Raw genomic sequence first — 14,513 nt, 5'->3', positions numbered from 1 at the left:
GCTCAGGCCTTGCCCGCGTCGGCGGTGATGCGCAGATCCAGGGGGAAGTCGATCGGGAACGCGCCGAACAGCAGCCGCGTGGCGCGGTCGGCGCTGCGGCGGACGGCGGCCGCGACGGCGTCGGCGTGGACCGCCGGGGTGTGCACGATGATCTCGTCGTGCAGGAAGAACGCGAGATGCGCGCGACGCCCGAACACCGGCCCGGATGCCGGTGCGCCGGCGACCGGGTCGACCGACGGCAGCGCCGCGAGCTCACCGCGGAGGTCCGCCAGCCATGCCAGCGCCCACTCCGCGGCCGTCCCCTGCACGACGAAGTTTCGGGTGAACCGCCCGCGATCCCGCGCCGATCGGCGCGCATGGGCGCGGTCGGCCTCTGCCGCCTCCGGCGCGGCCGCCACGCCCTGCACGTCGCGCCAGCCGGCACCGGCCGCGGGGCTGGACCGCCCGAGCCAGGTCGTGACGACACCGCCCTGCTCCCCGACGGTCGCGGCCTCGTCGACGAGGGCCATCGCCCGCGGATAGGCGCGCCGCAGCGCCGGGACGAGACGTCCGCTGTCACCGGTGGTGGCGCCGTACATCGCGCCCAGGAGCGCGATCTTGGCCTCCTGTCGTGTCGCGACGACCCCGCTGTCGACGATCCCCTCGTAGAGGTCGCGGCCGCGGGCGGCCTGCGCAAGTGCGGCGTCCCCGGACATGGCGGCGAGCACGCGGGGCTCGAGCTGGGCGACGTCGGCGACGACCAGCATCCACCCGTCGTCCGCGCGCACGGCGGGGCGCAGCTGCCGGGGCAGCTGCAGCGCGCCGCCGCCCGAAGATGCCCACCGCCCGGTGACGACGCCGCCCGGCACGTAGACCGGGCGGAACCGCCCGTCGGGTGCCCATTCGTCGAGCCATGCCCAGCCGTTGGCGCTCAGCAGCCGGGTCAGCTTCTTGTACGCCAGCAGCGGCGCGATGGCGGGGTGGTCGTACTCGGCCAGTTCCCATCGGCTGGTGGAGCGGGCGAGCACGCCCACCCGGTGCAGGCTGCGCAGCAGCTTCGGCTGCGAGTCCAGGCTCGCGGCGGGGTCTCCGAGCGCGGTGCGGACGATGCCGGCGAGCTCCTGCACGCGCGCCGGCGCCGTGCCGGGCGCCGGCCGCGGGCCGAGAGCCTCCTCGAGCAGCGCCTCATGGACGCCGCGGTTCCACGGCAGCCCTGCCGCGTGCAACTCCACCGCGAGCAGCGCACCGGCCGACTCCGCGGCCAGCAGCAGTCGGAGACGGCTGCCTTCGGCAGCGGTGGCGACGGCGCGCTGCTGCCGGGTGAACTCGGCGAGGACCGCGTCGACGTCGTCGGGCACCCCGGCCGGTGCGGCCTCGAGGTCGAATAGGGCGGGGGCGGATGCCGGGGCGGGGTCGGCGACCGCGGCGTCCCAGGGCGCGGCGTCGCGTAGGGCCGTGGCGTCAGGACCGGCGACGAGTTCGCTGCGGCGGAGGATGGCGTGGCTGAGCCGCAGGTCACGGCATCGGGCGACCACGTGACCGGCCGCGAGGATCGCCGGGTACCAGCGGGTCGTGTCACTCCACACCCAGCGAGCGCTCGCCCCGGCATCCGCGACGATCCGTGGCACGTCGTCGATCGCGCAGCGGTCGCGCGCGAGCACGGCGGCATCATCTGTCAACGTCAGGACGACAGCCGTATCTGATTGGCTGGGGTCACGGGCCAGCAGCCGCCAGCGCGACGGACCCGAGGGCGCCGCGCCGGGTGCGGTCACAGCCCGGATTCGTCGGTGCGCACGAGGATGCAGCCGCACTCCGGGCACATCACGACGTCGTCCTCAGCCGCTTGGCGGAGCGCCCCGAGGTCCGTGCCGGAGAGGACCATGTGGCAACCTTCGCACGTGCGGCGGCGGAGGAGACCTGCGCCGACGCCGCGCGCGGCCAGCCGTTCGTACAGCCCCAGCAGATCGGCGGGCACACGGCCTGCGACGGCGGCGCGGTCGCGCGTCGCGGCCTCCCACGTCGCGGTGGCGGCGGCCACGGCCTCCTTGCCCTCCGCGCTCAGGCGGGCGCCCTCGGCGTTGGTGGCGGCGATGAGTGCCTCCTGCGCGGCGACGGCGGCGTCGGCGTCCTCCAGGCGCTCCATGATCTGCAGTTCCGCGTCTTCCAGATCGCTCTTGCGCTTGGCGAGCGAGGCGAGCTCGTGCTCCAGCCCCTGCGCCTCCTTGACGTTCGACGTCGCGGCGAGCCGCTCGGTGTCTCGGGCGGCTCGGGCATCGACCAGAGCGACATCGGACTCGAGGCGCGCCAGTTCCGCGCGGGCATCGTCACGCACTCCCAGGAGTGTCGTGAGCTCGGCCGACTGCGCCTGCCGCTGCGCGATCAGCTCCTGCACGCGCGCGGTCTGCTCGGGGTGACGGCGGGCGTTGTCGGCGTGGCGGATGGTGGCGTCGAGGCTCGCGAGTTCGAGCAGGAGCAGCTGATCGGCGGGTCGGGACTTCACGCTCCCAACCTACCGCGGTGCGGCGCCGACCACTCCCGGCGGGCTCGCGACGCCGCTACCATGTGGTGCCTGACGCCGGGCGTCTCGCTCCGGTGGACCGCGAAGGAGCTGTCATGAGCGTCATGCGAACGAAGTCCGTCGAACAGTCGATCGCCGACACCGAGGAGCCGGAGTTCCGGCTGCGCAAGTCGTTGTCGGCGCTGGATCTCACCGTCTTCGGCGTGGGCGTCGTCATCGGCGCCGGCATCTTCACGCTCACGGGACGCGCCGCGCACGACGTGGCCGGCCCGGCCGTCGTGATGAGCTTCGTCGTGGCCGCCATCGCGTGCGGGCTGGCCGCGATGTGCTACGCCGAGTTCGCCTCCACGGTGCCGGTGTCGGGATCGGCCTACACCTTCTCATACGCGTCGCTGGGCGAGCTGTTCGCCTGGATCATCGGGTGGGATCTCATCCTGGAGATGTTCCTCGGCGCGAGCGTGGTCGCGCAGGGGTGGAGCGCGTACCTCGGCGTGCTGCTGGAGCAGCTCGGCATGCCGATCCCCGCCGCGATCGGCTACGGCGGCACGGTCGATCTCATGGCGATCCTGCTCGTCGTCGTCCTCGGGGGCCTCATGACCCTCGGCATCCGCGAGTCGATGCGCGTGAACCTTGTGCTCGTCGGCGTGAAGCTCTTCATCGTGCTGTTCGTCATCGTCGCCGGCATCCTCTTCATCAACCCCGCCAACTACTCGCCGTTCGTTCCGGATGCCGCGCCGCGCGAGGCTGCGACCGGGCTCACGCAGCCGCTGCTGCAGTTCCTGTCGGGCTCAGCGCCGATGGCGTTCGGCGTCGGCGGCATCTTCGCGGGGGCGGCGCTGGTGTTCTTCGCCTACATCGGGTTCGACGTCGTGGCCACGACCGCGGAGGAGACGAAGAACCCGCAGCGGGATCTGCCCATCGGCATCATCGCCTCGCTCATCATCTGCACCGTCCTCTACTGCGCGGTGGCGTTCGTCGTCACGGGAATGGTCCGCTACGACGAACTCGACCCGGCGGCGGCGCTCGCGAACGCCTTCGCCTATCACGGGCAGGCGTGGATGGCGACGGTCATCTCCGCCGGCGCCGTGGCGGGGCTGACGACCGTCGTCCTGACGCTGATGATCGGGGCGACGCGCATCATCTTCGCCATGTCGCGTGACGCCCTGCTGCCGCACCGACTGGCGAAGGTGCACCCGACGTGGCGGACGCCGTGGGTCATCTCCATCGTCGTCACCGTCATCGTCGCCGTGGTCGCCGGGCTCACGCCGATCGGCGTGCTGGAGGAGATGGTCAACATCGGCACGCTCTCGGCATTCGTGCTCGTGTCGGTAGGGGTTGTCGTGCTGCGGCGCTCGCGCCCCGACCTCAAGCGCGGCTTCCGCGTGCCGTGGAGCCCGGTGCTGCCCATCCTCTCGGCCCTCATCTGCGTGTACCTCATGCTGAACCTGACGGTGGAGACGTGGCTGCGGTTCCTCGTGTGGCTGGTCGTCGGCTTCGTGATCTACTTCGCCTACTCCCGGCGTCACTCCCGGCTGGGGAAGGATGCCGGCACCTATCTCAACCCCGCCGAGCCGAAGGTCGTGGGGCGAGACTCCTAGACTGGAGGCTCCAGGGCCTTTAGCTCAGCTGGTAGAGCGCCACGTTTACACCGTGGATGTCGTCGGTTCGATCCCGGCAGGGCCCACCGTCTGCGAGCTCCGAGCCGTCCGGATGTGACTAGGCTGATCGATGGTGCGTTGTCGCTGCTGAACAAAAGCCGACCGCATCCGAAGCCCCGTCCTGGCACGATCTGCCAGATGAAGAAAGGTCTCCCGTGACTGTCAACGATCAGGATCCGTACTCGCAGGGCCCGCAGGACAGCGATCCTGAAGAGACCAGTGAGTGGGCGGAGTCGCTGCAGCAGCTGGTCGACGCGAAGGGCGCCGGCCGTGGCCGCGAGATCATGCTGAGCCTGCTGAACAAGTCGCACGAGCTGCAGCTGAACGTGCCGCAGGTGCCGGTCACCGACTACATCAACACCATCGCGCCGGAGAACGAGCCCGAGTTCCCCGGTGACGAGGAGCTCGAGCGCCGCTACCGCCGCTGGATCCGCTGGAACGCCGCGCTCACGGTGCACCGGGCGCAGCGCCCCGGCATCGGCGTCGGCGGACACATCTCCACCTACGCGTCGTCGGCGTCCCTCTACGAAGTCGGCTTCAACCACTTCTTCCGGGGCCTCGACGACCCGAGTGGCGGCGACCAGATCTTCATCCAGGGTCACGCCTCCCCCGGCATCTACGCCCGCTCGTTCCTCGAGGGACGCCTCTCGGCCGACCAGCTCGACGGGTTCCGCCAGGAGAAGTCGCGGGCTCCCCTCGGCATCCCCTCCTACCCGCACCCGCGCCTGATGCCGGAGTACTGGCAGTTCCCGACCGTGTCGATGGGCCTCGGACCGATCAACGCGATCTACCAGGCCATGACCAACAAGTACCTCACCAACCGTGGGATCAAGGACCTCTCGAACTCGCGGGTGTGGGCGTTCCTCGGCGACGGCGAGATGGACGAGGTCGAATCGCGCGGTCAGCTGCAGGTCGCCGCCAACGAGGGACTGGACAACCTGACTTTCGTCGTCAACTGCAACCTGCAGCGTCTTGACGGTCCGGTGCGCGGCAACGGCAAGATCATCCAGGAGCTCGAGGCGTTCTTCCGCGGTGCGGGCTGGAACGTCATCAAGGTCGTGTGGGGTCGCGGCTGGGACGACCTGCTGAAGGTCGACGTGGACGGCGCGCTCGTGAAGCTCATGAACACGACGCCCGACGGCGACTTCCAGACCTACCGCGCCGAGGACGGAAAGTTCATCCGCGACCACTTCTTCGGTCGCGACGAGCGCACCGCCGCGATGGTCAAAGACCTCTCGGACGACTACATCTGGGGCGGCCTGCGCCGCGGCGGCCTGGACTACCAGAAGCTCTACGCGGCCTACAAGGCGGCGACCGAGCACAAGGGCCAGCCGACGGTCATCCTCGCCAAGACCATCAAGGGCTATGGACTCGGGCACCACTTCGAGGGCCGCAACGCGACCCACCAGATGAAGAAGATGACGCTCGACGACCTGAAGCACTTCCGCGACTCGATGCGCATTCCGATCACCGACGCGCAGCTCGAGGAGAACCCGTACCTGCCGCCGTACTACAACCCGGGACTCGAGGACGAGACGATCCAGTACATGGTCGAGCGCCGCCGCGCGCTCGGCGGGTTCCTTCCGGAGCGCCGTACTCACCACTTGCCGATCACCCTCCCCGACGACAGCGCCTACGCGCTGCCGAAGAAGGGGTCGGGCACGCAGGAGGTCGCCACCACGATGGCGTTCGTGCGACTGCTGAAGGACCTGCTGCGCTCGAAGGACTTCGGGCACCGCATCGTGCCGATCATCCCCGACGAGGCGCGCACCTTCGGCCTGGACGCGTTCTTCCCGACCGCGAAGATCTACAACCCGAACGGACAGAACTACACGTCCGTCGACCGCGAGCTGCTCCTGGCCTACAAGGAGAGCCCGCAGGGCCAGATCATGCACGTCGGCATCAACGAGGCCGGTGCCGTCGCCGCCTTCACCGGCACCGCCACGTCGTACTCCACGCACGGCGAGCCGCTGATCCCGGTCTACATCTTCTACTCGATGTTCGGCTTCCAGCGCACCGGCGACGCCCAGTGGGCGGCGGGCGACCAGATGGCGCGCGGCTTCATCATGGGCGCCACGGCCGGTCGCACGACGCTGACCGGTGAGGGCCTGCAGCACGCCGACGGCCACTCGCACCTGCTGGCCTCGACCAACCCGGCCACCGTCTCCTACGATCCCGCCTACGGGTACGAGATCGCGCACATCGTGCGCTCGGGCCTGGAGCGGATGTACGGCGGCAACCACCCCGACCCGAACGTCATGTACTACATCACGCTCTACAACGAGCCGCTCGTGCAGCCCGCGGAGCCGGAGAACGTGGATGTGGACGGCATCGTCCGCGGCATCCACCGCATCTCGGAGGGCTCCGGCGACGGGCACCGCGCGCAGCTGCTCGCCTCCGGCGTGGGTGTGCCGTGGGCCCTCGAGGCCCAGCAGCTCCTCAAGGACGACTGGGGCATCGTCGCGGATGTCTGGTCGGTGACGAGCTGGACAGAGCTCCGCCGCGACGGCCTCGCCGCCGACGAGCACAACTTCCTCAACCCGCTCGCCGAGCCGCGCACCGCGTACGTCACGCACAAGCTGCAGGACACCGCCGGTCCGGTCATCGCCGTCAGCGATTACATGCACGCCGTGCAGGACCAGATCCGCCCGTGGATCCCGCGTCGCTACGCGACCCTGGGCGCCGACGGCTTCGGGTTCTCCGACACCCGCGCCGCCGCGCGCCGCTTCTTCAAGATCGACGGCCCGTCGATCGTGGTGCGCACGCTCCAGGCGCTGGCCGAGGAGGGGCTCGTCGACCGGGCCCTTTCGGCGCAGGCGATCGAGCGCTACCGTCTGCACGACGTGACGGCGGGGACGACCGGCAACGCCGGCGGCGAAAGCTGATCCGCTCGATGCCGGCCCGGCCCACGCCGCAGGAGAAGGCGGAGACGCTCGCGTGGCTCCGCCGCATCTCCGGCGACCTGGCGACGGCCACGATCAAGAGGCTCGAGGAGTCGCTGCCGTGGTACGCCGACATGCCACCGGCCCGCCGCTCCGCGGTGGGCCTGGTGGCGCAGGCGGGCATCGCGTCGTTCATCCAGTGGTACGAGGACCCGCAGTCGACGCCGTGGATCGCGGCCGACATCTTCGCCGCGGCTCCCCGCGAGCTGCTGCGCAGCGTCAGTCTCACCCAGACGCTGCAGCTGATCCGGGTCACCGTCGCTGTGACCGAGGAGCGGGTCGCCGGCCGCGCGGAGGACCTTCGCGAGAGCATCCTGCTGTTCTCCCGGGAAGTGGCCTTCGCGTCGGCGGACGTGTACGCCCGGGCCGCCGAGGCGCGGGGACTGTGGGACGCGCGCCTGGAGGCGCTCGTCGTCGACTCGATCCTCACCGGAGAGGCCGACGAGGAGCTGCCGAGCCGGATCGCGGCCCTCGGCTGGCACGGTCACGGCGAGGTCGCGGTGCTCGTCGGCACGACGCCGCCCCAGTTCGACGTCGACCAGTTGCGGCGTCTCGCCCGCAAGCTCGGCGTCGACGTGCTCATCGGGGTGCAGGGGTCGCGCCTCGTGGTCGTGATCGGCCGCGCCGAACTGCCCGGTCGCGACACGACCGCCGAGGAGCTGCCGTTCCCGGAGATCGCCCGCCGGCTGGAGCCCGGGTTCGGCGCGGGGCACCTGGTGGTCGGCCCGACCGTCCCCGCCCTGGTGGATGCCGGTCTGAGCGCCCGGGCCGCCCTCGCCGGGTTCTCCGTCGCCGGCGCGTGGCGCAACGCCCCGCGCCCGGTCGAAGCGGACGATCTGCTGCCCGAGCGCGCCCTGGCCGGCGACACCGTCGCCAAGGCCACGCTCGTGGAGCGCATCTACCGCCCGCTGCAGGCCCACTCCGCGGATCTCGTGACGACGCTGTGGAGCTACCTCGACAACGGCCGGTCGCTGGAGGCGACCGCGCGTGAGCTGTTCGTGCACCCGAACACGGTGAGGTACCGCCTCAAGCGCGTGTCGGATGTCATCGGCTGGGATGCGACGGGTCCGCGTGAGGCGCTGATCCTGCAGACGGCGCTCATCATCGGCTCGATCGGCACGGAAGTGACGCGCCGCCGCAACGCGGGGATGCGTCGACCGGGGAACGCCTGACGACCCACGCCGTCCTGTAGGGCACGCACAAAGCAATCCACGTTTGTTGTGACGGGTTCGCCACCGTCGACGCGCAGAAGTTGGGAGGATAGGCAGGTGATCATCACCGTCTTCCCTGGACAGGGCTCGCAGACGCCCGGTTTCCTCTCCCCCTGGCTGGACCTTCCCGGCGTCCGCGAGCGACTCGAGGAGTTCTCCGCGGCCGCCGGCGTGGACCTCGTCGCCGCCGGCACCGTGGCGGATGCTGACGAGATCCGCGACACGAGCGTGGCTCAGCCACTGATCGTCGCGGCGAGCCTCGTCTCGTACGACGCGCTGACGGATGCCGCGGGCGTCCGCCCCGGCGGCGTCGCCGGTCATTCGGTCGGCGAGATCGCCGCGCTCGTCGCCGCCGGTGTCGTCACCGCGGAGGACGGGATGCGGCTGGTCGGACTGCGCGGACGCGCGATGGCCGAGGCCGCTTCCCGCAAGGACACGGGCATGGCCGCCGTGCTCGGCGGCGACCGCGATGCGGTGCTCGCGCTGCTCGACGAACTGGCGCTCACCCCGGCGAACCACAACGGCGCCGGTCAGATCGTCGCCGCGGGCGCCCTCGACGCCCTCGCCGAACTCGCCGCGCATCCGGTGCCCGCCAGCCGGGTCCTCCCGCTGCAGGTCGCCGGAGCCTTCCACACCTCCTACATGGCGCCCGCCGTCGAGACGCTGCGCGTCGCCGCGGCGGAGGTGACGGCATCCGACCCCGCGGTGTCGCTGTGGACCAACCGCGACGGATCACTCGTGACCGACGGTCGCACGGCCCTCGACCTGCTGGTCGACCAGGTGTCGTCGCCGGTGCGCTGGGACCTGTGCATGGACTCCTTCGCCGCGGCGGGGGTCACCGGCATCATCGAACTCTCCCCGGCGGGCACGCTCGTCGGCCTCGCCAAGCGCGCGCTGCGCGGCATCCCCACCGTCGCGGTGAAGACCCCCGACGACCTCGCGGCCGCGGCCGCCCTGCTGACAGGAGGCGACGCGTGACCGACGCGCCCACCAACGCCGCGCCGACCCGGCGCCCCACACTCACCCAGCCCACCGGACCCGCCCACACGCGCATCTACGCGTACGGCGCGGCGCGCGGCGAGAACGCCGTCCCCAACGACGACCTCGTCGGCCCGATCGATTCCAGCGACGAGTGGATCCGGCAGCGCACCGGCATCGTCACGCGATCCCGCGCGGACAAGCAGACCACGGCGATCGATCTGGCCGCCGACGCCGCGGCGGAGGCGATCGCCCGCTCCGGCGTGGACGCGTCGCAGGTCGACGCCGTGATCGTCGCCACGATCTCCAACCCCAAGCAGACGCCCTCTGTGTCGGCCATCGTCGCCGACCGGGTGGGCGCGAATCCCGCCGCCGCGTACGACGTCAACGCCGCCTGCGCCGGCTTCGCGTACGGCGTGGCGCAGGCCGATGCGCTCATCCGCGCCGGTGCCGCGCACTATGCGGTCGTCGTGGGCACCGAGAAGCTCAGCGACGTCGTGGACCCCACCGACCGGTCGATCTCCTTCCTCCTCGGCGACGGCGCCGGCGCCGTCGTGATCGGACCGAGTGACTTCCCCGGCATCGGACCGACGGTGTGGGGCTCGGACGGGTCGAAAGCCGACGCCGTTGGCATGAACCACACGCTCGTGGAGTTCCGCGACGGCGAGGCGCCGTGGCCGACGTTGCGCCAGGAGGGACCCACTGTCTTCCGGTGGGCCGTGTGGGAGATGGTGAAGGTCGCCCGGCAAGCGCTCGAAGAGGCCGGCGTGCAGCCGGAAGACCTCGCCGCCTTCGTTCCGCATCAGGCCAACATGCGCATCATCGACGAGTTCGCCAAGCAGCTGAAGCTGCCCGACACCGTCGTGATCGGCCGTGACATCGAGACCACGGGCAACACGTCCGCGGCATCCATCCCCCTTGCCACGCACCGCCTGCTCGCCGAGCATCCGGAGCTGTCGGGCGGACTCGCGCTGCAGATCGGCTTCGGCGCCGGGCTCGTCTTCGGCGCTCAGGTGGTCGTCCTCCCCTGACGGCCCGAGATACCCTGGCGCGGCGGTCGCCGCACCTAGACTGAACGTCGGCCCCGCAGGGCCGGTGAAACCCCGATAAACAAGGAGAATCCCATGGCATTCAGCAACGACGAGGTCCTCGCAGGGCTCGCCGAGCTCATCACCGACGAGACCGGCATCTCGGCCGACGAGGTCGCTCTCGAGAAGTCGTTCACCGACGACCTCGACATCGACTCCATCTCGATGATGACGATCGTCGTCAACGCCGAGGAGAAGTTCGGCGTCACGATCCCCGACGAAGAGGTCAAGAACCTCAAGACCGTCGGCGACGCCGTCACCTTCATCACGACCAACCAGGCCTGACACGGGTCGGCCACCTGCACCCCGGTGGGGGCCCACGCCCCCACCGGAGCATCTGAGGAGACCATGAGCATTCCCCGAATCGTCGTCACCGGCATCGGCGCCTCCAGCCCCATCGGGGGGACCGCGCCCGAGAGCTGGTCCGCGTTGCTGGACGGTGCCTCCGGCGCCCGCACGCTCGAGTACGACTGGGTCGAGCAGTACCAGCTGCCGGTGACCTTCGCGGCGCAGGCCGCGGTGCGTCCCGACACCGTCCTGGAGCGCCCGATCGCCAAGCGCCTGGACCCCTCGTCGCAGTTCGCGCTCGTCGCGGCCATGGAGGCGTGGGCGGACGCCGGGAGCCCCGAGGTCGACCCCGAACGTCTCGGTGTCGACTTCGCGACCGGCATCGGGGGTGTGTGGACACTGCTGGACGCGTGGGACACGCTGCGCGAGAAGGGACCGCGTCGGGTCATGCCGATGACGGTGCCGATGCTCATGCCCAACGCCGCGGCCGGCAACCTCTCGCTGCACTTCGGTGCCCGCGCGTATGCGCGGACCGTCGCCAGCGCGTGCGCCTCGAGCACCGAGTCGATCGTCAACGCCGTCGAGCACCTGCGCGACGGCCTGGCCGACGTGGTCATCGCCGGCGGTACCGAATCGGCGATCCACCCGATCACGATCGCGTCGTTCGCCTCGATGCAGGCGCTGTCCAAGCGCAACGACTCCCCCGAGACGGCGTCGCGCCCCGGCAGCATCGACCGTGACGGGTTCGTCATGGGCGAGGGAGCCGGCGTGCTCATCCTCGAGACCGAGGAGCACGCGAAGGCTCGCGGCGCGAAGATCTACGCCGTCGTGGTGGGCGGCGGGGTCACCGCCGACTCGTACCACATCACCGCCAACGACCCCGAGGGCACGGGCGCGGCGCGCGCGGTCTCGATGGCGCTGGCGATGGCGGATGCCTCCCCCGACGACGTGACGCACGTCAACGCCCACGCGACGTCCACCCCGGTGGGCGACCCCAACGAGTACGTCGCGCTGAAGAGCGTCTTCGGGGACCGGATCGACGAGATCCCGGTATCCGCCACGAAGGCTTCGACCGGCCACCTGCTCGGCGGGACGGGCGCGCTGGAGGCCATCTTCACGGTGCTCGCCATCCGCGACCGCGTCGCGCCGCCGACGATCAACATCACCGAGCAGGACCCGGCGGTCCCTTTCCGCATCTCCGGCTCCGCGCAGCCGCTGGGCGACGGTCCGCAGCTGGCGATCAGCAACTCGTTCGGCTTCGGCGGACACAACGCCGTCGCTGCGTTCGCCTCGGCCTGACCGGCCGCGCGACCAGCGGGTCTCGGGTTTCCGACGGCCGACCACGACGCGAAGAACCCCCTCCGCCACGCGGAGGGGGTTCTCTCGGGTGAGGCGGCCGACACGCGATCCCAGTCCCCGGGAAGCCGTCCGAGGCCGGTACGAGCGCTTCCGCGCCGCCTGGTCTGTGAAGTTGTGTCAGCCGACCTTGTGCAGCCAGACCACCGGGGCGTCGTCGCTCGCGTGGCGGAAGGGCTCCAGCTCTTCGTCCCACGCCGATCCGAGCGCGACCTGCAGTTCACGCTGCAGGTCGAACGCGTCGCCCGCGGCGATCTCGAGGGCGTAGCGGATGCGATCCTCGCCGATGACGACGTTGCCGGCGGTGTCGGTCTGCGCGAAGTGGATGCCGAGGTCAGGGGTGTGCATCCACCGGCCGCCGTCGCTGCGGGGAGTCGGATCCTCGCTCACTTCGAAGCGCAGGTGCTCCCAGCCGCGGATCGCGGTCGCGAGGGCCGCGCCGGTGCCGGCGGGACCTTCCCAGTAGAACTCCGCCCGGCGGCTGCCGGCGAGGACGGGCTGATCGGCCCAGTCGAAGCTCACCGCACGCCCCAGGGCGCGACCGACCGCCCACTCGAGGTGGGGACACAGCGCGCGCGGCGCGGAGTGGATGTAGATCACTCCGCGCGCCAGGGTCGACGTGGTCGCCATCGCATTCTCCGTTTCTTCAGGTACGTCTTCCCCTACGACCTGAGTGCCGGAGCATGGCGGGCTCTGCAGTTATGCGCCCATTATCGCCGATGCGCCCCCGGAATGACAAGCGTGTGATTCCGGGCGCGCCGGCCTGTCACAGCTCGAGCACGAGGCGCGGGCATGCCGCCCGCGAGACGCACACGAACATCGTGTCGTTGCGCGCGCGCTGGGCGGGCGTGAGGATCGAGTCGCGATGGTCCACGGCCCCCTCCAGGACGGGGGTCTCGCACGTCCCGCACGTGCCCTCGGTGCAGCTGGAGAGGACGAGCGCCCCCGCCTCCTCCGCGACCTGCAGGATCGAGCGGTCCGGCGGCACCTCGACCGTGACGCCCGTCAGCGACAGCTCGACCTCGAACGCCCCCTCCCAGACGGGCGCGGCGAGCGGCTCCGCCTCGAAGCGTTCCAGGTGCACGCCCACCCCGCGCGCCGCGCCCGCGATCTGCAGGGCGTCCAGCAGGCGTGCGGGCCCGCACGTGACGATCTCCGCGCCCGCGGCGGCGGCATCCTCGATGAGCGCGTCGACGTCGAGCCGCTCACCGCGTTCGCTGACGTGGAGGCGGAGGCGGTCGCCGTGCGTGCGCGCCAACTCGCCGAGGAAGGGCATGCGCTCCTCGTGCCCGCAGTAGTGCACCGTCACGTCACGCCCGCTCGCCGCCGCGGCGGCGGCGAGCGGCAGGACCGGCGTGATGCCGATGCCCCCGGCGACGAACACGAGCGGAGCCGCGGCGGCGCCGTCGCCGGCGCGGCCGGGCGGAAGCGCGAAGTGGTTGCGCGGGCCGGCGGCGCGCAGGACCGCCCCCGCCGTCAGCCGGTCGGCGATCCACCGCGAGCCGCCGCGTCCCTCGGCCTCCCGCAGCACGCCGAGCCGCCACGTCGCTGCGGCGGGGTCCCCCGCCAGGGAGTACTGCCGCACGAGGCCGTCCGGCAGGATCAGATCGATGTGGGCGCCGGGCTCCCACGCCGGCAGGGGCGGTCCCGATCTGCGTGCGAGCTCGATCTCGACGACGTCTGCGGCCGCGGCCCGGACGGCGAGGACCTCGAGCTCGAGTTCTCCCTGGGGTGCGCTCATACGTTCGACTCCTTCACGAGGATCAGGCGGTAGGGGCGGCCGTCGGGCGAGCGCCAGCGATGGCCCGCTCCGCCCGAGGTGTAGGCCGAGTCGCGGGGGCCGAGCGTGTGCACGACGCCGTCGAGCTCGAGTTCGATGCGGCCGTCGATGACGTGGAGGAACTCGTCCTCCGCGTGCACGACGACCTCCCCCCACACGGCCGTGTCGCCCGTGTACTCGATGGGCAGGAAGGGGTGCCGGCCGCCCACGACGAGCGCACGTCCGAGGCCGCTGCCGAACGGTCCGACGACGCCGTCGGCGGCGCGGACGATGCCGACCGAGGGGCTCGCGGCGTCGAGGCGATCGTCGGTGAGCAGCTCGACCACGCTCGTGGCCAGGGCCGCGGCGATCTTCTCCAGCGACGCCATCGAGGGGCGGGCGAGGCCACGCTCGAGCTGACTCAGGAACGGATGCGAGAGGTCCGACAGGGCGGCCAGCTGCACGAGGGTCAGGCCGCGCTGCGTGCGCAGCGCGCGCACCCGCGGACCCAGCCAGTCCACGCCGGTGCTCGGCTCTGCAGCCATGGGTTCCTCCTGCCTGGTCTCCCGCGCGTGCGGACGGTGTGTCGTGTGCGGGCGCCGGAAGGACGCCCGCACGGCCCGGCGCAAGCGACGGACGCCGTGATTAACAGAGAGACACGATCGTGTCACTCGTTGGAAACACGGCCCCCGTAGCGTCACCGATGTTGAGGCTATCAACATCGCACCGCGTCAGC

12 protein-coding genes and 1 tRNA gene are annotated in these 14,513 nt (G+C 71.2%); 8 read left to right on the top strand and 5 right to left on the bottom strand.

What is annotated here, in order from left to right; genetic code table 11:
* Positions 1-2: 2 nt before the first annotated feature.
* Positions 3-1,751, bottom strand: coding sequence for a bifunctional 3'-5' exonuclease/DNA polymerase (locus tag JOD60_RS11810; protein ID WP_269746931.1), 1,749 nt, complete (start codon positions 1,749-1,751; stop codon positions 3-5).
* The gene (locus JOD60_RS11805) at positions 1,748-2,479 is read right to left on the bottom strand and encodes a zinc ribbon domain-containing protein (protein ID WP_076690788.1); all 732 of its coding nucleotides are present in this window, start codon (positions 2,477-2,479) and stop codon (positions 1,748-1,750) included. The genes JOD60_RS11810 and JOD60_RS11805 overlap by 4 nt, the downstream gene beginning before the upstream one ends.
* 113 nt (positions 2,480-2,592) lie before the next feature.
* Between JOD60_RS11805 and JOD60_RS11800 the strand changes: the two genes are divergently transcribed.
* The 8 genes from JOD60_RS11800 (at position 2,593) to JOD60_RS11765 (ending at position 11,961) form a co-directional block, all read left to right on the top strand.
* A complete protein-coding gene (locus tag JOD60_RS11800; RefSeq protein ID WP_076690787.1) occupies positions 2,593-4,095 on the top strand; it encodes an amino acid permease in 1,503 nt (500 codons plus the stop codon).
* Positions 4,096-4,108: 13 nt separating this feature from the next.
* Positions 4,109-4,181: transfer RNA gene (locus tag JOD60_RS11795), tRNA-Val, on the top strand.
* Positions 4,182-4,310: 129 nt separating this feature from the next.
* Positions 4,311-7,040, top strand: a complete 2,730-nt coding sequence (gene aceE / locus JOD60_RS11790; RefSeq protein ID WP_076690786.1) for a pyruvate dehydrogenase (acetyl-transferring), homodimeric type — start codon at positions 4,311-4,313, stop codon at positions 7,038-7,040.
* Positions 7,041-7,048: 8 nt separating this feature from the next.
* Positions 7,049-8,269: a PucR family transcriptional regulator gene (locus JOD60_RS11785; RefSeq protein WP_076690785.1), complete on the top strand. Its 1,221-nt coding sequence runs from the start codon at positions 7,049-7,051 to the stop codon at positions 8,267-8,269.
* 96 nt (positions 8,270-8,365) lie between these two features.
* Positions 8,366-9,286, top strand: a complete 921-nt coding sequence (locus JOD60_RS11780; protein ID WP_076690784.1) for an ACP S-malonyltransferase — start codon at positions 8,366-8,368, stop codon at positions 9,284-9,286.
* On the top strand, positions 9,283-10,317 hold the full coding sequence (locus JOD60_RS11775) for a beta-ketoacyl-ACP synthase III (RefSeq protein ID WP_076690783.1): 1,035 nt from the start codon (positions 9,283-9,285) through the stop codon (positions 10,315-10,317). The genes JOD60_RS11780 and JOD60_RS11775 overlap by 4 nt, the downstream gene beginning before the upstream one ends.
* Positions 10,318-10,410: 93 nt before the next feature.
* A complete protein-coding gene (locus JOD60_RS11770) occupies positions 10,411-10,659 on the top strand; it encodes an acyl carrier protein (RefSeq protein ID WP_005049448.1) in 249 nt (82 codons plus the stop codon).
* 63 nt (positions 10,660-10,722) lie between these two features.
* Positions 10,723-11,961: a beta-ketoacyl-[acyl-carrier-protein] synthase family protein gene (locus tag JOD60_RS11765; RefSeq protein ID WP_076690782.1), complete on the top strand. Its 1,239-nt coding sequence runs from the start codon at positions 10,723-10,725 to the stop codon at positions 11,959-11,961.
* Between the two features lie 177 nt (positions 11,962-12,138).
* On the opposite strand, the gene JOD60_RS11760 is transcribed toward JOD60_RS11765, so the two are convergent.
* From JOD60_RS11760 to JOD60_RS11750, 3 genes are all read right to left on the bottom strand, one after another.
* The gene (locus JOD60_RS11760) at positions 12,139-12,648 is read right to left on the bottom strand and encodes a DUF3145 domain-containing protein (RefSeq protein WP_076690781.1); all 510 of its coding nucleotides are present in this window, start codon (positions 12,646-12,648) and stop codon (positions 12,139-12,141) included.
* Between the two features lie 136 nt (positions 12,649-12,784).
* Positions 12,785-13,759 carry a PDR/VanB family oxidoreductase gene (locus JOD60_RS11755; RefSeq protein ID WP_076690780.1) on the bottom strand — a complete coding sequence of 325 codons (975 nt, stop codon included), beginning with the start codon at positions 13,757-13,759 and terminating at the stop codon, positions 12,785-12,787.
* Entirely contained in the window at positions 13,756-14,322 is a 567-nt protein-coding gene (locus JOD60_RS11750) for a helix-turn-helix domain-containing protein (RefSeq protein ID WP_076690779.1), read from the bottom strand. Before JOD60_RS11750 ends, JOD60_RS11755 begins: the two co-directional genes overlap by 4 nt.
* Positions 14,323-14,513 lie beyond the last annotated feature (191 nt).

The organism is Microbacterium aurum, from assembly GCF_016907815.1.
In the GTDB taxonomy this organism is placed as follows: Bacteria; Actinomycetota; Actinomycetes; order Actinomycetales; family Microbacteriaceae; genus Microbacterium; species Microbacterium aurum.
This window is presented reverse-complemented; position numbering and strand designations above follow the sequence as displayed.